Origin of the sequence: Hydrogenophaga sp. T2 (assembly GCF_049843535.1) — a bacterium.
GTDB lineage: Bacteria > Pseudomonadota > Gammaproteobacteria > Burkholderiales > Burkholderiaceae_C > Hydrogenophaga > Hydrogenophaga crocea.
This window is the reverse complement of sequence record NZ_JBBHZJ010000005.1, coordinates 314,330-332,430: the sequence shown is the minus strand read 5'-3', so window position 1 is coordinate 332,430 and position 18,101 is coordinate 314,330. Positions and strand designations below refer to the sequence as shown.

21 protein-coding genes are annotated in these 18,101 nt (G+C 63.7%); 11 read left to right on the top strand and 10 right to left on the bottom strand.

The features are described from left to right. The 3 genes from WDZ95_RS14365 to WDZ95_RS14355 all read left to right on the top strand — a co-directional run bounded on the left by WDZ95_RS14365 (position 1) and on the right by WDZ95_RS14355 (position 2,599). Positions 1-999, top strand: a complete 999-nt coding sequence (locus WDZ95_RS14365) for a diacylglycerol/lipid kinase family protein (protein WP_166228623.1) — start codon at positions 1-3, stop codon at positions 997-999. Next, positions 996-1,793, top strand: a complete 798-nt coding sequence (locus tag WDZ95_RS14360) for a metallophosphoesterase family protein (RefSeq protein ID WP_011829318.1) — start codon at positions 996-998, stop codon at positions 1,791-1,793. Before WDZ95_RS14365 ends, WDZ95_RS14360 begins: the two co-directional genes overlap by 4 nt. A 371-nt stretch (positions 1,794-2,164) precedes the next feature. Then, positions 2,165-2,599, top strand: a complete 435-nt coding sequence (locus WDZ95_RS14355; RefSeq protein ID WP_166228621.1) for a TerB family tellurite resistance protein — start codon at positions 2,165-2,167, stop codon at positions 2,597-2,599. Between the two features lie 21 nt (positions 2,600-2,620). Here WDZ95_RS14355 and WDZ95_RS14350 read toward each other — a convergent pair whose 3' ends face one another. Further along, the gene (locus WDZ95_RS14350) at positions 2,621-3,502 is read right to left on the bottom strand and encodes a LysR family transcriptional regulator (RefSeq protein WP_011829315.1); all 882 of its coding nucleotides are present in this window, start codon (positions 3,500-3,502) and stop codon (positions 2,621-2,623) included. A 110-nt stretch (positions 3,503-3,612) separates the two neighbouring features. Here WDZ95_RS14350 and WDZ95_RS14345 point away from each other — a divergent pair, with 110 nt between their 5' ends. The 5 genes from WDZ95_RS14345 to WDZ95_RS14325 all read left to right on the top strand — a co-directional run bounded on the left by WDZ95_RS14345 (position 3,613) and on the right by WDZ95_RS14325 (position 8,325). Continuing rightward, a complete protein-coding gene (locus tag WDZ95_RS14345) occupies positions 3,613-4,026 on the top strand; it encodes a hypothetical protein (protein ID WP_011829314.1) in 414 nt (137 codons plus the stop codon). A 217-nt stretch (positions 4,027-4,243) separates the two neighbouring features. Beyond that, on the top strand, positions 4,244-5,329 hold the full coding sequence (locus WDZ95_RS14340) for a calcium/sodium antiporter (RefSeq protein WP_011829313.1): 1,086 nt from the start codon (positions 4,244-4,246) through the stop codon (positions 5,327-5,329). A 70-nt stretch (positions 5,330-5,399) separates the two neighbouring features. Continuing rightward, positions 5,400-5,999, top strand: coding sequence for an exopolysaccharide biosynthesis protein (locus tag WDZ95_RS14335; protein ID WP_041929606.1), 600 nt, complete (start codon positions 5,400-5,402; stop codon positions 5,997-5,999). Between the two features lie 19 nt (positions 6,000-6,018). Next, complete coding sequence (locus tag WDZ95_RS14330; RefSeq protein WP_011829311.1) at positions 6,019-6,495, top strand: CopD family protein; 477 nt, start codon at positions 6,019-6,021, stop codon at positions 6,493-6,495. A 384-nt stretch (positions 6,496-6,879) separates the two neighbouring features. Then, on the top strand, positions 6,880-8,325 hold the full coding sequence (locus WDZ95_RS14325; protein ID WP_166228619.1) for an IS1182 family transposase: 1,446 nt from the start codon (positions 6,880-6,882) through the stop codon (positions 8,323-8,325). A 751-nt stretch (positions 8,326-9,076) separates the two neighbouring features. On the opposite strand, the gene WDZ95_RS14320 is transcribed toward WDZ95_RS14325, so the two are convergent. Genes WDZ95_RS14320 through merT form a run of 3 tightly spaced genes read right to left on the bottom strand, consistent with a single transcriptional unit; the run spans position 9,077 to position 9,975 of the window. Next, positions 9,077-9,304, bottom strand: coding sequence for a GDCCVxC domain-containing (seleno)protein (locus WDZ95_RS14320; protein ID WP_079364968.1), 228 nt, complete (start codon positions 9,302-9,304; stop codon positions 9,077-9,079). Then, entirely contained in the window at positions 9,301-9,585 is a 285-nt protein-coding gene (gene merP, locus WDZ95_RS14315) for a mercury resistance system periplasmic binding protein MerP (protein ID WP_079364967.1), read from the bottom strand. The genes WDZ95_RS14320 and merP overlap by 4 nt, the downstream gene beginning before the upstream one ends. A 15-nt stretch (positions 9,586-9,600) precedes the next feature. Beyond that, complete coding sequence (gene merT, locus WDZ95_RS14310; protein ID WP_070401208.1) at positions 9,601-9,975, bottom strand: mercuric ion transporter MerT; 375 nt, start codon at positions 9,973-9,975, stop codon at positions 9,601-9,603. 42 nt (positions 9,976-10,017) lie between these two features. On the opposite strand from merT, the gene WDZ95_RS14305 reads away from it, so the two are divergent. Then, positions 10,018-10,437: a MerR family DNA-binding protein gene (locus WDZ95_RS14305; RefSeq protein ID WP_070401207.1), complete on the top strand. Its 420-nt coding sequence runs from the start codon at positions 10,018-10,020 to the stop codon at positions 10,435-10,437. A 6-nt stretch (positions 10,438-10,443) separates the two neighbouring features. Here the strand turns inward: WDZ95_RS14305 and tnpC are convergent, their stop codons facing one another. From tnpC to WDZ95_RS14290, 3 genes are all read right to left on the bottom strand, one after another. After that, positions 10,444-11,988, bottom strand: coding sequence for an IS66 family transposase (gene tnpC / locus WDZ95_RS14300; RefSeq protein WP_166228617.1), 1,545 nt, complete (start codon positions 11,986-11,988; stop codon positions 10,444-10,446). Positions 11,989-12,068: 80 nt separating this feature from the next. Beyond that, a complete protein-coding gene (tnpB, locus tag WDZ95_RS14295) occupies positions 12,069-12,401 on the bottom strand; it encodes an IS66 family insertion sequence element accessory protein TnpB (RefSeq protein WP_166228615.1) in 333 nt (110 codons plus the stop codon). Further along, a complete protein-coding gene (locus WDZ95_RS14290; RefSeq protein ID WP_143434174.1) occupies positions 12,398-12,814 on the bottom strand; it encodes a transposase in 417 nt (138 codons plus the stop codon). The genes tnpB and WDZ95_RS14290 overlap by 4 nt, the downstream gene beginning before the upstream one ends. 262 nt (positions 12,815-13,076) lie before the next feature. Here WDZ95_RS14290 and WDZ95_RS14285 point away from each other — a divergent pair, with 262 nt between their 5' ends. Then, entirely contained in the window at positions 13,077-14,066 is a 990-nt protein-coding gene (locus tag WDZ95_RS14285) for an SIR2 family protein (RefSeq protein ID WP_166228613.1), read from the top strand. Positions 14,067-14,354: 288 nt separating this feature from the next. On the opposite strand, the gene WDZ95_RS14280 is transcribed toward WDZ95_RS14285, so the two are convergent. Beyond that, positions 14,355-14,798 carry a helix-turn-helix domain-containing protein gene (locus WDZ95_RS14280; protein ID WP_166228611.1) on the bottom strand — a complete coding sequence of 148 codons (444 nt, stop codon included), beginning with the start codon at positions 14,796-14,798 and terminating at the stop codon, positions 14,355-14,357. A gap of 231 nt (positions 14,799-15,029) precedes the next feature. On the opposite strand from WDZ95_RS14280, the gene WDZ95_RS14275 reads away from it, so the two are divergent. Continuing rightward, entirely contained in the window at positions 15,030-15,317 is a 288-nt protein-coding gene (locus WDZ95_RS14275) for a hypothetical protein (RefSeq protein WP_240936412.1), read from the top strand. A 56-nt stretch (positions 15,318-15,373) separates the two neighbouring features. Here WDZ95_RS14275 and WDZ95_RS14270 read toward each other — a convergent pair whose 3' ends face one another. Next, a complete protein-coding gene (locus WDZ95_RS14270; RefSeq protein ID WP_166228609.1) occupies positions 15,374-16,891 on the bottom strand; it encodes a recombinase family protein in 1,518 nt (505 codons plus the stop codon). Between the two features lie 379 nt (positions 16,892-17,270). Next, positions 17,271-17,894, bottom strand: a complete 624-nt coding sequence (locus tag WDZ95_RS14265) for a tyrosine-type recombinase/integrase (RefSeq protein ID WP_166228607.1) — start codon at positions 17,892-17,894, stop codon at positions 17,271-17,273. Positions 17,895-18,101 lie beyond the last annotated feature (207 nt).

Below are 18,101 nucleotides of genomic sequence, written 5' to 3'. Positions count from 1 at the left end.
ATGGCCGCTCTCCCGGAAATCGACCCCACGTCTTCGCTGCAGTTCATCGTCAATGCGGCGGCGGGCAGCAGCGACGCGGAGGCGAAGCGCGAAATCGTCGAAGCCGCGCTGCGCGCGGGTGGACGGCGGGGTGACTTGCTCTTCTGCAGCCCCGCCGAGTTGATTGGCGTGTCGCACCAGGCGGCGACGAGGGCGATCGCCACCCGCACGGCCGTGGTCGCCGTCGGTGGCGACGGCACGCTCAACACCGTGGCACAGGCTGCACACGCTGCGGGCTGCGCCATGGGCGTGGTGCCACAGGGCGCCTTCAACTACTTTGCCCGCACGCACGGCATACCCGCAGACCCGGCCGATGCCGTCCGCCAATTGCTGCTTTCGGTGCCTGCGCCGGTTCAAGTGGCCGGCATCAACGACCGCGTGTTCCTGGTCAACGCCAGTCTCGGGCTCTATCCTGAACTGCTGGAAGACCGTGAAGCCTACAAGGCCCGCTTCGGTCGCAGCCGCTGGGTGGCGTTCGTGGCAGCCTGTGCGACTTTGCTTCGTGCGCAGCGCCGCTTGCGATTGCACATCGAGATGGGTGGCAAGGTGCGCGACATGCAGACCTTGACGCTCTTCGTGGGCAACAACCGCCTGCAGCTGCAGCAGTTCGGCGCCGAGCCCGATGACACCCTGGCCGGCACGCCAGGCGACGGCAGCATGGCCGCGCTCGTGCTGCGGCCTATCGGAACGCTGTCGATGATCGGCCTGATGCTGCATGGCGCCATGGGCAGGCTGGGTGAAGCCGCAGGCGTCGAGCGCTTCGAGTTCGAGCACCTGGTGGTGCGGCCTACGCTGCCGCAGGGCCGCAGCGGGGTGAAGGTGGCCTTCGATGGCGAAGTGACGATGATGCGCGCACCGCTGGACTTCCGGGTGCTGGCCAAACCACTGTACCTGCTGATGCCACAGCGCGACGCTGCCGTTGTCGACGCCCGATCCAGCGCCGAAGGGGCAGCGCCTTGAGCGTCCTGCTGCAGATTTCCGACACGCACTTCGGCACCGAGCAGGGCGCGGTCGTCGAAGCCCTGGGCACGCTGGCCCACCAGCAGCGTCCTGATGTGGTTGTGCTGTCGGGCGACATCACGCAGCGCGCGCGTCCGGCCCAGTTCCGGGCTGCACGCTCGTTCGTGGACCGTCTGGGAGCTCCCGTGCTGGCCGTCCCAGGCAACCACGACATCCCGCTCTTCGATCTGTGGGCGCGCCTGCGCAGCCCGTATGGGCGGTACAGCGCCGCGTTCGGCATAGACCTCGAGCCGGTGCACCGCTCCCCGGAACTCCTGGTGGTGTGCGTCAACACCACGCGACCCTGGCGACACAAAGATGGTGAGGTATCCGCGCTGCAGATCGACCGTGTCGCGCGACTTGTGGAGCATGCCGACCCCGCGCAGCTGCGCGTGGTCGTGGTGCACCAGCCCATAGCCGTCACGCGTGCCGAGGAAGAGCCAAACCGACTGCGCGGGCATGCGGCCGCTCTGCAGCCTTGGGCTGAAGCCGGTGCCGACCTCGTCATGGGCGGTCACATCCACCTCCCCTACGTCATGCCGCTGCAAGGCCTGGCGCGTTCGCTGTGGGTCGTGCAGGCGGGCACGGCCGTGTCGTCCCGGGTGCGTGATGGCATGCCCAACTCGGTCAATCTGCTGCGCTGGGGCGCGGATGCGGCGCCGGGATGCTGTCGGATCGAGCAGTGGGACTACAAGGGCGACGACCGGGCTTTCCGGCTCGCCAAGGTCAGTGAGGTCCGGCCGGACCGGACGTGAGTTCCGCTCTGCAACGGGCGCTCCATCTTCCGGCGAGTTCGTATTTTCCTGAGTTAGATGCTCGGAAGTATCGCTTCTTCAGAAGCAGGACAGGATGCATATTCCCGCCTGTCCTCACTTCCGAGCTCACCCGCCATGAAGCCTTCCTTCCGCTTTGCGTCCCTCGTACTTGCCCGGATCAAGCAGAGCCTGCGCTTGCTGAAGGAGGACCTCAGGCAGTGGGTGCCACAGCAAGCGCCAGTGCTCGTGCCCATCCCGATCCCGGCCGAGCGTCGTACACGCCAGTCTGAACGCCGGCATCCCGCCCGGGGCGACTGACTCTGAAACTCAGCTTGTCACCTCAGACTGACCTATCTCAACGGAGACCCATCGTGCGCAGCTACCCCCACAACAGCCCAGAAGCCGCCGCGCGCATCGTCGCGCTGGTGCTCATCTCCGACGGTCACGTGTGCAGTTCCGAATTCAACATCCTCAAGCAGTTGGGCGCGGAGCGCGAACTCGGGCTGGAGCCCCAGCTCCTGCCGCACATCGTTCACACCTTGTGCGAAGAGCTCCTGGCGGGTGGGTACGAGACCGGATCGCTCATGGGCAACGTCGATGACAGCGCCTTGGCGTCATTGATGGCCGAGATCTCCGATCCGGCGCGGCAAAGGAAGGTGATGCGCCTGTCCCTGGCCGCGGCGCGCGCCGATGGCCATCTGGCCGACGGCGAAACCTTGGTGGTGGAGGCCGCTCGACGCCACTGGAAGCTCTACGATGGCGAGGAGCCGAGCGCCACGAAGGTGGCCCATCGCCACGCCGCCTGATCGAGGTCGATCAGGACACCTCTAAAGTCGCGCCGCGGCCACCACCTGCGTCACCAGGGGGTGGTGCTGGCCGCGCCGCGACCGGATGGCGTGGATCTCTTCCTTCACGCCATCACTACTGCCCAGCAGCCGAAGGCCGCGCATCAGGCCGACGTCGTCTGCTCCGAGTCGGCTGACCGGGAACACGCCCAGGCCGCGAGCCGCAAACACCGCCAGCAGGGCGCTGTCCTCGAACTCCCCTACGATGCGAGGGCGCAGGCCCTGCGTTTCGAACCAGTGGTCCAGCGTCGGGCGCAGGGCCGAGTGCCCAGTGGGCAGCAGAACAGGCAAGTCGTTCAGGCTTTGCGGAAACCGGTCGCGCTCGGGCTTCCCGACCAGCCGGGCCGGGCCATACCACTCGACCGGTGACTCAACGAGGCGCTCGCTGGTGAGGCGCAGGTTCGGGTTGCGCGGTGCGGCCTGACCGGCCAGCACCAGGTCCAGGTGATGCAGCGCCAGTTCGCCCAGCAGCTGCTCGAACTCTCCTTCGTGGCAGACCAACCGAAGGTTGGGTGTGCTCAACACGGGCTCCAGCAGCGCATGGGCTGCAAGCTTCGAGATGCCATCGGAGAACCCAACCGCCAGGCGGGCCACCTTGCCGCTGGCCGCTTCGCGCACCTCGTCAGGGATGCCCTGGCCCAGCTGAAAAATCTCCTCGGCGCGTGCAAAAGCAGCCTGACCTGCTTCGGTGAGGGCCACGCCACGGCCCGAGGGCTTGAGGAGCTGGTGGCCCAGCGCCTTCTCCAGCTCGCGCACCTGCGCGCTGATGGTCTGCACCGCCATGTCCAGCCGTTCGGCGGCACGGGCGAAGCCGCCTTCCTTGCTGACAACCCAGAAGTAGTGGAGATGTCGGTAGTTCAGCATGTGTCCTCCGGTGCGGGAAAACCGAAGTTTAAGTGCGTGCGAATCTGGTTTGTGCGAAGCGCATTGGTCCCGATACTCTGTGCCATTCGAATACCATAGGAAGTCCAGTCATGTTCTACGTCCTCAGTTGGTTCTCCGTCGTCGCACTTCTGGCGCTGTGGTCGCTGGCTGCCTGGGCGCTGCATGCCGTTGCCGTCTGGACGGTTTCGAACGCGGGCGCGCTCACAGGGGCTGCATCAGGCGCCGGCACCATCGCTGTGCCGGATTGGCTGGCCCCCTGGGTGCCGCCCGAAGTCGCGCAGTGGGCAAGCCAACTGATGGCGGGCTTTGCGCCGTTTGTCGACGGCCTGCTGCAGGCCGCACCCGCGCTGGCGGGTGGCTTGACCGTGGCGACATGGGTGATCTGGGGCATCGGCAGCGTGCTGCTCGTGCTGCTAGGCGCCGGGCTGCACCTGCTCATCGCGCTGTTGCGCCGCCGCGGTGGCGGCTCAGGTCCTCAGCCGCGCCAGCCAGTGGCAGCTTGACTGGTAGGCTTCTTGGGCGTGGCACCACTGCAGCACGCGGGTCGGGTCTTGTGAGGGCCCGTGGGGCGGAGCAGGCCCAGCCCGCGATGCTGAGCCGAGCGCAGCCGCAGCCGCTCCCGGGTCTGATTGCGGAACTGGCTCTCAGGCCGACCGCTGAGTGGCCCAGGTGGCGTTGCAGCCTGCGGTGGGCGAACGCTTGCAGCTACAGTGCCAGATCATGAACATACTCATTTTTCTCGGTGGCCTGATCCTGCTGGTCATCGGTGCCAACGTGCTCGTCCGCGGTGCGTCCAAGCTGGCGCTGTCGTTCGGCATCAGCCCGCTCGTCGTAGGACTCACCATCGTGGCCTTCGGCACCAGCGCGCCCGAGGTCGCGGTGAGTGTCGGTGCCGTGCTCGACGGCAAGACCGACATTGCCATCGGCAACGTGGTGGGCAGCAACATCTTCAATGTGCTGTTCATCCTGGGCATCAGTGCGCTGATCGCGCCGCTGGTGGTCAACATCCAACTGATCCGCCAGGAAGTGCCGATCATGATCGGCGCGAGCCTGCTGTTGCTGGCGCTGGGGTTGGACGGCCGACTGTCGTTCTTCGACGGTGGAATTCTCTTCGTGCTGCTCGTGTCGTACACGGCGTTCCTCGTCGTGCAATCGCGGCGCGAGACACAGGCCGCCAAGGATGAGTACGCCCACGAGATCAAACCCGCCGAAGCGGGTGCTTGGGACGACCGGCTGCCCGCCCAACTGCTGCTGATCGGTGCCGGCCTGGCGGCGCTGGTGTTCGGATCCGAATACCTCGTGCAGGCCTCGGTGAACTTCGCCAAGGCGATGGGCGTGAGCGACTTGATCATCGGCCTGACCATCGTCGCCGCGGGCACCAGCATGCCCGAGGTGGCCACCAGCATCACCGCTGCCATCAAGGGCGAGCGCGACATCGCAGTAGGTAACGTCGTCGGCAGCAACACCTTCAACATTCTGGGCTGCCTGGGCCTGTCGGGCCTGGTGTCGGGTGACCTCGGCCTGGCCATGGCGCCGTCGCTGCTGGCCTTCGACATTTGGGTCATGCTGGCCGTGGCGCTCGCGTGCCTGCCGGTCTTCATCACAGGCCGTGAGATTGCGCGCTGGGAAGGCGGCGTCTTCCTCGGTTACTACGTCGCCTACGTGGCTTACCTGATCCTGGCCGCGCAGCAGCACGACGCGCTGCAGGCGTTCTCGGGTGTCATGCTTGGCTTCGTCGTTCCTCTGACGGTGGTGACGCTGGTGGTGGTGGTGATCCGCCGTCCGGCGGCAAGCAGCGTGCCGTGAGTGAGTTGATGAGCATTCAGGACAATCTGCTCAGTCCCCGCCGTGCCTTGCGGGACGACGTCGAGGCCCCATGACGGAATCCATCGTGCAGCGGCTGCGTGAAACAGCCGCGAACCTGCCTGCCGAGAGGGTGTCGATGCAAACCCTGGCGCAAGCCCACGGGCCTGCCGCGCACGGCACCTGGCTGCTGCTGATGGCAGTCCCGTGTCTCCTTCCCGTGCCTGGCGTCGGCACTGTGCTTGGCCTGGGAATGGCCGCGCTGGCGGCGGCGATGTGGCGGGGTCAGTCCTCTGCATGCCTTCCTCGGCGGGTGGCTGAACTCGAACTCTCACGCACCTGGGCGCAGCGGGTGCTGGGCATGCTTGCGTCTGCCTATTGCGTGGCTGGGCGTCTTGCCAGGGCCCGGCTGAGCCATCTTGCATCCCCGGAGAGACGGTCATGGACCGCCGCAGCGATTGGGTTGATGGCTTTCATCGTCGTCATGCCCATCCCCTTCGGCAACGTGCTCCCGGCGCTGGCGCTGATGCTCATCGGACTGGGGCTGGTGTTTCGCGATGGTGTTGCGGTTGTCCTGGGGCTGGCGATGGCGGCCCTGGCGATGTGCGTCACTGCGGGCGTCATGCTGATGGCATGGGCCTGGGGCAGTGACTGGCTCCTGGGTTTGTTTTGAATCTGAACGGAAGTTCGAAATGATCTACGCTGCCCTCAAGACGGTTCATGTGCTGGCCATCATCCTGTGGATCGGTGGCATGGCATTTGCGCACTTCTTCCTGCGCCCGGCCGTCGCCCAGCTCGAAGCGCCAGTCCGCTTGCGGCTGATGCACGATGTGCTCGGCCGCTTCTTCCAAGCGGTACTTGTGGCCGCGCTGCTGACGCTGGCCAGCGGCGTGTGGATGCTGGGCCGTGTGGCCAAGCAGGTGGTGCAGTCGGGGGGCAACTTCGAGATGCCGCTGGCCTGGACCGTCATGGCGGCGGTGGGCGTCGCGATGGTGGCGATCTTCATGCACATCCGCTTCGTGCTCTTCAAGCGGCTCGGCCGGGCCGTGGCAGCGTCCGAGTGGGCCGCCGGTGGTGCGGTCTTGGCGCAGATTCGCACATGGGTCTCGATCAACCTCGGCCTGGGCGTCTTGGTGCTGCTCGTGACGCTGATGCGCTGGACGACCTGAGTCCTGACCCTGCAGACCACTTTCCGGCGTCGTGGACGGCACCGATACGGTCAGCCGACCAAGCTGCCCGACCAAGCACAAACTCGGCGAAGGCATCCAAGGTGACGCCTCTGAAGACGGCGGCGCGTACGCGCCAGGTCAGTGCCACTCCGAGCGTTACCACCGAGAGGCCGTGGTTCGCCGCTGCCGACGGGTTTCACGTCAACGAGCGCGCATGCGCCCTGGTCTCAAGGAAGCTGCAGCCGTTGGGGTCGCCCTTCGCCGCGGGAATGACCGGTCTTCTGTTTAACCGCCGGCTGCTGTGGGCCGAGGCTGTGTGAAAACCCTCTGCGCCATTCGCTGAGATCCTCTTAGAGTGTCTGCATCGCAATTTCGGGAGTCGCAATGCCCCGATTCATCGAAGGCCAGGACCGCCAGCAGGTGACGTTGCTGCCCGAGTGTCTGGACGACTTCATTGCCGAAGACAATCCGGTGCGCGTGGTCGAGGCATTCGTGAGCGAGCTGGACTTGGCAGCGCTGGGGTTCGATGGCGCTGAGCCAGCAGCCACAGGGCGCCCCGCCTACCACCCGGCGGTGCTGCTCAAGGTCTATCTCTACGGCTACCTCAATCGAGTGCAGTCCAGCCGTCGCCTGGAGCGTGAATGCCAGCGCAACGTGGAGCTGATGTGGCTCACGCAGCGGCTGGCGCCCGACTTCAAGACGATTGCCGACTTCCGCCGCGACAACGGCCAAGGCATTCGCAACGTTTGCCGGCGCTTCGTCGAACTCTGCCGTGACCTCAAGCTCTTTGGCCAATCCCTGGTCGCCATCGACGGCAGCAAGTTCAAAGCGGTGAACTCGCGCGACAGAAACTTCACCGCCGGCAAGATCGACAAGCGCCAGCAGCAGATCGAGGACAGCATTCACCGCTACCTGGTGGCACTGGACACGGCCGATCGCACACAGCCGGTCGAGTTCGAAGCCAAGACCCAGCGCCTCAAGGGAAAGATCGAACTGCTGCGCCAGCAAATGCGCGTGCTCGATGGGGTGCGTGATCAACTGCGCGAGCAGCCCGACGGCCAGTTGTCCATGACCGACCCCGATGCCCGCTCCATGGCCACCACCGCGCGCGCTTCGGGCATCGTGGGCTACAACGTACAGGTCGCCGTCGACAGCGAGCATCACCTCGTGGTGGCGCACGAGGTGACCAATCGCGGGCACGACCGCGACGCACTTGCGCCCATGGCCAAGGCCGCACGCGAAGCAATGGACCGTAAGAGATTGCGTGCCATTGCCGATCGCGGTTACTACAGCGCGCCTCAGATCAAGGCTTGTGTCGAGGCGGGTGTAGCGGCGATCCTGCCCAAACCCACGACCTCCGGCGCCAGAGCCGCTGGGCGCTTCGACCGATCAGACTTCATCTACATCGCCAAGGACGACGAGTACCTGTGCCCTGCAGGTCAGCGGGCCATCTACCGCTTTACCCGTGAGGAGAATGGTCTGCAACTCAGGCGCTACTGGAGCAGTGCGTGCCCGCAATGCCCGATGAAGACGCAATGCACGCCCAGCGCTCACAGGCGCATCAGCCGTTGGGAGCACGAGACGGTTCTGGAGGCGGCGCAGCGGCGCCTGGACCGAATGCCGCAGGCCATGCGGGTGCGCAGGCGCACGGTGGAACATGTATTCGGGACCTTCAAACACTGGATGGGTCACACCCACTTCCTGACAAGGCGACTGAGCGGCGTGGGTACGGAGGTGAGCCTGACTGTGCTGGCCTATAACCTCAAGCGCTTGCTCGCCATCCTCGGGTTCGAGAACATGATGAAAGCGATGCGACTGGTGAGGGCGTAAGCCCTGTTGCCTCCATTCGTGCACTCAGGGACACCTGCAAAGGCTCTGAAGCCTCACAGAAACGCCCATACGCGGCACGACGGGTCAAAACCGGAAGAACCGCCATCAGGCGCAATTGCTTGGATGCGATCAGCGCGTTTCCACACAGCCTCGGCCCACAGCGGACCTCACGCTCCAGGGTCAAACTGAAGGGGCCGGAAACGAGAGCGCGATACCGCTCGCATCGTGCGTGAAACCTTCTGAAGGCGAATCATGCGGAGTGCCCGGAGCAAACCAATGCCGCAATCCGCAGGCAGCTAGCTCTACACGTACGCGTTCATTCATGGGGCGCCGGAAGTGCACGACCTCCTTGACCTTTGTCCAGCCAATCGACGATTCAGCAACTGAATTGCCGTCAGCTAGTGCAGCGCTGATGGCCCGCTCAACTTCCAAGGGTCTGCTCATCGTTTTGACTGTGGGATGTCCGCTCTTGGCCGATTGCGGCAGTCTAGCCACGGCATCGTTGGCTGCAAGTGGCCCAAGTCGAAGACCGGCATCCGAATGACTGCGACGTGGCGCAGATCGGACGTTCACAGCGCTGACTCGGATGGCCGCCCCCAGTCTTGAGCCGACCTTGAGCTCCCAGGCTTCAGCTTCGCAGCGATAGCTGCTGGTTGCGACCGAGTTTTCACGGCACGCTTTCATCCGAAAAGCGTATGCGTCCGGTTATCCCATCTTGACATGGGCCGCTCACAGATAGCTTAGCAAGAGATCAAGCCGCGGGTTTACAGCAACCAGCTTCACCACCGATCTGGATTGGTGGGCAGGGAACGGATCCGTACGAGCAGAACACACAGCAGTCACCGGCCTTCGGGCGCAAGACGGCGTGGCACCCTTCGCACTCATAGAACCATTGGCAGGCATCGGTGGGCATCTCTTCGGTCTTCATATGACCGCACTCGGGGCAGGTGAAGACAGAGGTCAGGATGACATCGCTCATGGGTTTACAGACACAACAGTGGACGGGAATCCGGCGTTCTTGGTCGCACTGGTCAGGGCCTCAACCTTCACCTTGGCACTGTCAAACACCACTGTGGTTTCCCGCTTGGGCAGGTTGGACTTGACGTCGATGACCCCATCGATCCGGGTCAACGCCAATTTGACGGTGATTGGGCAGGTCGGGCAGTTCATCCCTGGCACCGAGAGGACCGCACTCTGCTGGGCCGCCCAGCTCGGCCCGATGAGTAGCATTGCCGCCGCAGGGATGATCCATCGTTTCATTGCAGAACCCTTCATTCAGTAGAACCAGTGGGCGATCCAGGGGAACGCCAATGAAATTCCCAGTAGTAGGACTACCAGCAGGAACAGCACCTTGTAGGACCGGTTGACCATGGGGCGCTCACAGACCTGGCCCACATCGCACGCTACCGCAGGGCGCCATATCCGGCGTCCTGCAACCACCAAGGCAATCGCCGCCGCCCCCATGAACCACGGTTGATAAGGCTCCAGCAGCGTCAGAGAGCCGATCCAGGCCCCGGAGATGCCCAGCATGATCAGCACCAGGGGGCCCAGGCAGCAGGCGGAGGCGAGCAGCGCCGAAATACCACCAGCAATCAGGGCCTTGCCGCCGCCAGTGGTCTGGCCCGGGTGGTCGGTAGATGTTGTAGACATGCGATAAGCTTACTTCCGTACCAAAGTACAGAGTCAAGCGCCATGACCCATACCCCTTCACAGTCCGACGGCAGCATGACGATCGGAGATCTCGCGAAAGCGGCCGGTGTGAACGTCGAGACCATCAGGTTCTATCAGCGCAAAGGGCTGATGCCAGAGCCGGACCGTCCTGTGGGCAGCATCCGGCGCTATGGCCGAACCGACCAGTCGCGGCTCAGCTTCATCAAGTCAGCGAAGCGGCTGGGATTCAGCCTCGACGAGACCGCGCAACTGCTTCAACTGGAGGACGGGGGGAGTTGTACCCAAGCTCGGCGGCAAGCGGAGTCTAAGCTGGCAGAAGTCAGGCTCAAGCTGGCCGACCTCCAACGCATGGAGGCTGCACTCTCTGGCCTGATTCTGCTTTGCGGCTCTGGCAAGGGGAATGTGCGCTGTCCGCTGATCGCAGCCATGGAGGGGCACTAGATTCGATCAATCGGTTGAGGGATTCCAGCGATGCGGCAGCAGCTCACCGATACGGCTGTTGGGCCAGGTCGGCAGCCTGTCCATCACATCCTTGAGATAGGCATACGGATCAAGGCCGTTGAGCTTGGCCGACTGGATCAGGCTCATGATGGCAGCGGCTCGTTGCCCAGCCCGCAGGCTGCCCGCAAACCGCCAGTTCTTGCGGCCCAGCGCAATCGGGCGCATCTGGTTCTCGACCCAGTTGTTGTCGATCGGTATCCGCCCATCCTCCAGGAACCGGGTGAGCGCAGGCCAGCGGCGCAGGCTGTAATCCATGGCCTTGGCCGTGGCCGACCCACTGGGCACCTTCCCTCGGTGTTCTGTGAGCCAGAGGTGTAGGCGATCCACCGCCGAGCGGCTCTGCTGCTGCCGTATGCGCAGCCGCTCATCTGCCTCTACCCCCTGAGCCTGTCGCTCGGCCTCATAGATCTGTCCGATCAGGGCCAGCGCCTGCTCAGCGAGCTGACTCTTGTTGGCCGTGTGGAGCTCAAAGAACTTGCGCCTTGCATGGGCCCAGCAGCCTGCCTCCTGGATCTGTTCACCCATGAGCTGCTTGTACCCGGCAAAGTCATCGACCAGCAGCGTGCCCGCCCAGCCCTCCAGGAAGGAGGCGGGATGGCGCCCGGCCCGGGTCTCGCTGAAGTCATAGACCACCGCCCTGGTCTGCTCGTGCCGCCCTGGTGTGTAGGCCCACAGGTAAGCCCGCTGGGTCTTGCCATCTCTCTGAGCGGCCGGCTTGAGCATCTGCACCGGCGTCTCGTCGGCGTGCAGGACGGCGTGGGCAAGCACCTCTGCGCGCAGGGCGCTGGCCAGCGGTTGGAGTTGTACGCCACAGCTGCCCACCCACTGCGCCAGGGTGGAGCGTGGGATCGGCACACCAGCGCGGGCGTAGATAGCCTCCTGGCGGTGCAGGGGTAAGTGATCGGCGTACTTGGCCACCAGCACATGGGAGAGTAAGCCCGTGGTGGCCAGCCCCTTGTCGATGATGTGCGCATCCACCGGGGCCTGTCTGAGCGTCTGGCAGCAGGCGCAGGCCCACTTGCCCCGCACGAAGCGGTGGACCGTGAAGACGCCTGGGGTGTAGTCGAGCTTCTCGGCCACGTCCTCACCGATGCGCTTCATCGGCTGGCCGCAACACTCGGTGGAGGTAGGCTCATGGCGCAGTTCCTGGCGGGGAAGCTCCGGGGGCAGGGGTTGGCGCCTGGGCTGCTGGCGGGTTACCTGCTCGGCTGCGGGCTGGCCTGCGTCGCCCATCTGTTCGATCTCGAGCGCCACCGCCTGCAGATCCTCATCGAGGGCGTCCTCAAGGAGGCTGCGCTGCTCAGCGCTGAGCGCCTCGCTGCGGGCAGCGAACTTCATGCGCTTGAGCATGGCGTTCTCGAAGGTGAGCTTGTCGAGCAGCGCCTGCTTGTGGCGCAGCTCTGCAGACTGCTGCTGCAGCTGGCCCATCAGGCCCAGCACCAGTTGGCGCGTGCCCTCGTCCATGCTCTGCAGATCCACCGCTTCGTTCATGGCAGTGATCATGACCGGTGCCAGTGGCTGTGCCCATTGGCACATTCACGAATTGAAGAGCGCACACGCCCCGTTCAAGATCACAGCACCGTGATGACACCTGCCTGCCCAAGGCGCTGCCAGGGTAGGCCCGTGACCAGGGCTTGTAGCTGCTCCTGGCTCAGTGGCAGGCGGGGAGTGCTGGAGTTGCCCCAGACAAACCGGCCCTGATGGAGCCGGCGTGCAACCAGCCAGACGCCAAAGCCGTCGTGGACCAGCACCTTCATGCGGTTGGCTCTGGCGTTGGCGAGCAGGTAGGCGTGATGGGGGTGGGCTGCGCCGAAGACTTGTACGACACGGGCCAGAGCGGTCTCTGTACCCGCTCGCATATCCAGGGGTTCACAGGACATCCACACCGCATCGATGCGGATCACCGCAGCACCTCGCGCAGCAGGGTCCCGCAGTGCTCGAGTGGGCACTGTACGCTCACGATCAGGTCACCGCGGCGCAGTTGCAGCTCAACCGGTCTCGGGGCGGTGGGAGCAGTCTGATCCGCGCTGCCTGCGGGCGCTTGGGGCACGGCAGGACTGAGCAGGTCCAGGGGCACGGGAGTGAACCTGGGCTGCATCGCTTGCGCGATCTGGCTACCCGGCATCCCAAGAGGCGCTCGGTATGCAGCGCCGGCCTCCCTGATCCAGCGGTGGACCATGTTGGAGTGCAGCCCATGGGCCAGAGCAACACCGCCCACGCTCGCTCCGGGTTGGCGGCACTTGGCCAGCACCTCGGCCTTGAAGTCTTTGCTGTACTCACGGCGGCGCGGTCGCCCTTCGTTTGAAATCTGTTCCATCGTCTCCACGATCCTCCAATCGTGGGGACGATGCCCGCTTCTCAACTCACATTCAAGATGGGTTGACCGGACGGATACCGAAAAGCGGTCCTACATGCAAGCCGTTCGCTTGATCTGTTGAAATTTGACAGGTCCGCGACCTGACCCAAACGGGCCTCTTCGGAAGCCCGATCCTTTTGGGGCCGCCGCTTGGCCAACCTGCCGACGAAACGAAGTAGCCTATCGGCAGGATTGACGCGCTTGGGAGGGCGACATCGCCGACTTGTTGTTGATTGGCGCAGGGTTCAGCCGCAATTGGGGCGGCTGGCTCGCGACCGAGGCGTTCGAACATCTGCTCGGGAGCCCCGAAGTCGCCCGAGACCCGGGGCTGCGCCGGCTGCTTTGGCAGCACCAGGACCGCGGCGGATTCGAGGGCGCTCTGGCAGAGCTTCAAGGCCAGTTCGCCCGAGACCCCGAGGCCGTGCGAGCACCGCTCATGGCGTTGCAGGACGCGGTCAGGCGGATGTTCGACGACATGAACTCGGCATTCATGGCGGTCACGGACTGGCAGTTTGGCGAGCAGCGCATCGAGCGCCAGATCGGCACGTTCCTCACCCACTTTGATGCAATCTTCACGCTCAATCAGGACGTTCTCTTGGAGCACCACTATGCCAACGACAACGTCGCCTTGATCGGCAAGAAGAAGTGGGTCGGGCCCGAGATGCCAGGCATGAGGCCGGCTTGGTCGCAGGAACCGCTCCACTCGAAATTTTGGTCGCGTGCGACATGGACCCCGGCACCTGAAGCTGACTTCAAGGCAGATGGCCGATGCCAACCAATCTACAAGCTGCACGGCTCGTCAAACTGGACGCGAGCGGATGGTCAACCCTTGCTGATCATGGGAGGGGCCAAGGCGCGCGAGATCGGGCAAACGTCCATCCTCAATTGGTATGCCAAGGTGTTCGAGGAAAGCCTGGCGGCCGGAAACGTCCGGCTTATGGCCATCGGCTACGGCTTCCGCGACGAGCACATCAACGCCGCCATCGCCCGCGGTGTCGAGCGCGGCTTGAAGCTGTTCATCATCGCTCCCGAGGGCGCAGAGCTGGCGCGCCGGCTCAATCCAACACGCGCAGCTGCACAAATTAAAGCCCCGACCCCCCTGGAGGGCATGGTCGAGGAGTCCTTGATCGGAGCGTCGCGACGAGGATTGCGCGAGATATTCGGCCATGACGATGCCGAGTTCGCCAAGGTGATGCGGTTCTTCGCAACATGAGACTGTCTGCCCTAACGGTGCCGCTCGCGGAATCTGTCAGCCAGTAGGCGTGACCTAGCAAATTGTGAGCTGCATCTATCTGGAAGTCGCCTCTGACTCAAAAGCAGTCCGTCAAGACCGCAACCACGACCGACTGCACCCAGTCTAATGGGGTCACTCGCACATTGATCAGGCCCTGTACCTTCCAGCCTGAGCGGCCCGTCGGCGTCCGACGCGACTGCACGTCACGTATGTCTATTCGCGGTGGCATCGGTACATGGCTGCACCGCACCCTGAATACGGACTCGGCTAGGGCGTCCCGAGTTGCTTGGTAGCCTCTCGCTTACCCATGGCCATGACCGCGAAGTAGCGCGCTAGCTTTGAAGCGCGCGGCGTTACCTGGCCTGACTCCCACTTCCATTGACTGAGGGCGGAGATCCCGAGGAGCGAGGCCATCTGCGCCTGACTCAGTCCAAGTGCCTGTCGCTTGGCCTTCAGGCGCTCGGCGTTAAAGGTTGGCCTTCGACCTGGACGCGATGACGAGCCTTCCTGCGCTTGAGCAGGTGCGCCACGAGAGAACGCTCTTTGGGTGGCGCGCAGTTGCACCTGCAAGTCCTTCACCGATCGCTTGAGCGCTGCAATCTCCGACCTGTACGTGGAGGCTGCCTTTCGAAGCGCCGTGACGTCCTCCCGTACCTCCTTTCGGGCGATGCGGGCGATTTCTTGTTTGAGAGTCTGTGCAAGGTTGGGCATCGCCACATCGTACGTCCATGCAACCAGTTTGCAAAACCTGGCGTCCGGCACATATATATGTACCTACCCCAGTTCAGGGGAGCGTGGTGCAGTTTTCGAAATCAATCTGGCCCTGTTGGTCGATTCGCCTTGCCACCGATCGACGGGGAGGCCTCAAGCGGGCGTTACGACTCGGCTCCGAGGCTTGATCCGGCATGCCGACTTTCCCCGTAGCAGCGCTATCCTTGCTTCATGCGCACTGAAGACATCGATCCCGTCGAGCTTCGCAAGCGAATGCGCCTTGCGATGGACATGGTGATGGCACACCGGATAGTTCGCGGCCTTTCGCTGGACAGGGACCGTATCACCCGTCTTCGCGATGTCGTCGAGAGCCGTGTGATCCTCGCGCTGGAGGAAACGGACGCCGCCCAGATGCCCGAGGGTTGGTCGTGGCAAGAGGCCGCCGAAAAGATCGCGTTGCAAGTTGGGCTGGCCATCGTGCGGGAACAGAAGAACGAACCTCCAGTCCCAACGGACTGAATCCTTGCTGGTACCTGCCCACAATCAGACGGTACCGCGGATGAAGGGGGGGTGACTCAGACTAGGAGCCGCCTAGCCAGGGTGACAAGTTCATCAGCGGTGTAGACAGGACCGAACGCGTCCGGAGGAAGCTCCTCGACCCAAGGAGGAAGACGTCGAAACTCCTCCATGGGCTTGAGGCTGAACCAGAGCGCCCGCCGCTCTTGGTTCATGAGGGCAAATAGAACGAAGGCTGCGCGGGGCTCGGCCTTCTTAAGCACGTGCCAGCGCAATCCTTCCGGCGCTCGGTGCGGCCAGCAGAGCTGCAAGCGCAGTCGGGTCCCATCCGTGAACAACAGAACGCGGCTGCGGGGGTGGCTGCTGCACTCGATGCCATTTGAGCGAAAGAGCTCGATCAGGTCGTCCTGCATCAAGTCACCCACGGCCCGACCGGACTCAATGCGAGCCAGGTGATGGCTACGGGCGAGTTGTAGATCTCGCCCGGCGAGCTCGAGGGCAACCCGGAATGACCCGAACGCCCTTGCGTAAGTCTCCTTAGATGCCAGGCCCGTGGCCTCCAGGTCAATCTGACTGAGTGTCGGGTTCTCCCGCAACCGCTGCTGCAGCTCAGCAAGCAACTCGGTCTTGTCGCGTCGTTGAAAGCGGCGTCTGCAGAGCTTTCGGTGAACCGTCTCCCAAAGCTCCTGGCTCACGATCGGTTCGATGACCGCGTTGGCGCGGGTTTCCCGGTGGGGCTTCTTGCGGGCTGGCGCGGATGTCTTCCCCCAAACGAAGTTACCCGCAAACGCTTCGTTGCGCAGCACGTTGGAGACCGCACCCTGGGTGAATCGCTTACCCTCTGCCGTTCGGTGATCCTCGAACTGCAGTTGGCGCGCGATGCTCTTGATGGAGCCGCGTTCATCGGCGTACATGGTGAAGATACGGCGCACCAGCTCGACCTCCCACTGCGGCCCATGGATCCAGGCGACGCGATCGCTCTGGGCGCCCTTGTGCTGATGCCGGCCAAGGAGTCGTCGGTTCCCCAGCCGATCGACCGCCACGCGCGTGAGACCGATGGGGGGCAAAGGGCCGACCTGGTAGCCCAGCTGAATTGCTCGGTCTTGACCATCGCGGCACTTCACCCCCAGTTCGCGGGCGTACTCCGCGGCCATCGCCCGCTTGAGCGTCTTGAGCAGGGCAGTCATAGGGTCCTGGGCGGTACCGAACAACTCCTTCACGTAGATCACGTCGGCTCCGTGCATGCGGCAGGTGTACTCGTAGTACGCGGCAGCATCGATGTCCTGGAAGCGGCCCCAACGGCTGACGTCGTATACCAGTACGACATCGAATGGCCTGGGCTCGTCCATCACGTCTCTGAGCAGCCGTTTCATGCCGGCCCGGTTCTTGATCTCTAGCCCGCTCTTGGCAGCGTCCTCGTACACGGCGACCAGCTCAATGTCCTGGGCGACCGCGTAGGCCTGAATCGCAGTCATCTGAAAGCCGATGGAGAGCTCCTGATGATCGGTCGACATGCGGACGTAGGCCGCGGCGCGCCTACGGCTATGGGGGTGACTGCCCGGATCACTGATCGCCATGGTGCCCTCCACGGGAAAGTCAGGGCCGGCCCGCGGGTTAGGCTGCCTCTTGGACGTCCGCCCCTGCACTCGGCCGCTGAGACTGCATTTGCCCCGGCATGCGTCCGGCTCAGCACTTTGCGCGCGCAGGGCGCACGAGTGTTAGTAGTCGGTGCATTTGACCGCAGGAAACTCTTCGCCGCCAGGGGCTCCAGCCCATCGCACGAGGACCCGCTTTAGACTGATCTCGGTCGATCGGCAATCGAGCGGCGAATGTCCGCTGCCTCCGATATCAGTCGTCCCAGCTGGCCATCGACCCCATGGTCGGTCCGCGCAACTTGCTACTGCCCGCCATCCAGCCCATTGGGTGCTGGCGGGCATGTTCGCCACAGGTCTGGGGTCAGATTTCTGTCTGCTCCGAGATTTCCAGAGCATCATCGACCTCAATGCCTAGATATCTGACGGTAGATTCCAGCTTCGAGTGGCCGAGGAGCAACTGCACTGCGCGCAGATTCTTGGTCCGCTTGTAGATCAAGGTCGCCTTGGTCCTGCGCATCGAATGAGTTCCATAGTCGGCTCGGTCCAAGCCAAGTTCATCGACCCATCTCCCCAGAATCCGAGCGTACTGACGTGTCCCAAGGTGAGGTGAATCGTGAATACGACTGGGGAAAAGGTAGTCCTCCTGGCGCAGCGCTGCCTTCTTGATCCACGTCTGCAAGGCCTCCCGAGTCGCTGATGTGATCTCGAATTGAACTGGTCGCTGGGTCTTATGCTGCAAGACGGTTGCACGCGACGCCACCTGATCTCCATGGCACACGTCTCGCACCTTGAGGGCAACCAGATCGCATCCTCGCAACTTGCTGTCTATGCCCAGATTGAAAAGGGCTAGCTCTCGGACCCTGCATTCCATTTGCAGGCGCACGCGCAGCGCCCAGATGTCCTTCAGCTTGAACGGAGCCTTCTGCCCGATGATCTTGCCCTTGTTCCACGGCTCGCCGTGAATAACCGATGAAGCTGCTTGCATGATGGTCTCCCATCGAGTTGAGGGGCAAGCAGCATGAACCACCTTGGCACGTGGATCCCCAAAAGTTGCTTTGTTACAGGTCCCTGCTGAGCTAGCATGCCCGCTATCGGCCAATCGCGGACACTCTCCGAAGCTCGACGATCGGCTGGTTGAAACATAAAGCGGCCGTTAGGAACTCCACCTGAGCGAGCGCGACTCCCGTGGTCA

Coding starts and splice junctions, on each gene's coding strand:
- WDZ95_RS14290 (WP_143434174.1), bottom strand. CDS start 12,814: ATGGAACAGATTTCAAACGAAGGGCGACCGCGCCGCCGTGAGTACAGC.
- WDZ95_RS14365 (WP_166228623.1), top strand. CDS start 1: ATGGCCGCTCTCCCGGAAATCGACCCCACGTCTTCGCTGCAGTTCATC.
- WDZ95_RS14320 (WP_079364968.1), bottom strand. CDS start 9,304: ATGAGCGATGTCATCCTGACCTCTGTCTTCACCTGCCCCGAGTGCGGT.
- merP (WP_079364967.1), bottom strand. CDS start 9,585: ATGAAACGATGGATCATCCCTGCGGCGGCAATGCTACTCATCGGGCCG.
- tnpC (WP_166228617.1), bottom strand. CDS start 11,988: ATGAACGAAGCGGTGGATCTGCAGAGCATGGACGAGGGCACGCGCCAA.
- WDZ95_RS14280 (WP_166228611.1), bottom strand. CDS start 14,798: ATGCCCAACCTTGCACAGACTCTCAAACAAGAAATCGCCCGCATCGCC.
- WDZ95_RS14265 (WP_166228607.1), bottom strand. CDS start 17,894: ATGCAAGCAGCTTCATCGGTTATTCACGGCGAGCCGTGGAACAAGGGC.
- WDZ95_RS14305 (WP_070401207.1), top strand. CDS start 10,018: ATGACCCATACCCCTTCACAGTCCGACGGCAGCATGACGATCGGAGAT.
- WDZ95_RS14340 (WP_011829313.1), top strand. CDS start 4,244: ATGAACATACTCATTTTTCTCGGTGGCCTGATCCTGCTGGTCATCGGT.
- WDZ95_RS14350 (WP_011829315.1), bottom strand. CDS start 3,502: ATGCTGAACTACCGACATCTCCACTACTTCTGGGTTGTCAGCAAGGAA.
- WDZ95_RS14270 (WP_166228609.1), bottom strand. CDS start 16,891: ATGGCGATCAGTGATCCGGGCAGTCACCCCCATAGCCGTAGGCGCGCC.
- WDZ95_RS14325 (WP_166228619.1), top strand. CDS start 6,880: ATGCCCCGATTCATCGAAGGCCAGGACCGCCAGCAGGTGACGTTGCTG.
- WDZ95_RS14345 (WP_011829314.1), top strand. CDS start 3,613: ATGTTCTACGTCCTCAGTTGGTTCTCCGTCGTCGCACTTCTGGCGCTG.
- WDZ95_RS14330 (WP_011829311.1), top strand. CDS start 6,019: ATGATCTACGCTGCCCTCAAGACGGTTCATGTGCTGGCCATCATCCTG.
- WDZ95_RS14275 (WP_240936412.1), top strand. CDS start 15,030: ATGCGCACTGAAGACATCGATCCCGTCGAGCTTCGCAAGCGAATGCGC.
- WDZ95_RS14335 (WP_041929606.1), top strand. CDS start 5,400: ATGACGGAATCCATCGTGCAGCGGCTGCGTGAAACAGCCGCGAACCTG.
- merT (WP_070401208.1), bottom strand. CDS start 9,975: ATGTCTACAACATCTACCGACCACCCGGGCCAGACCACTGGCGGCGGC.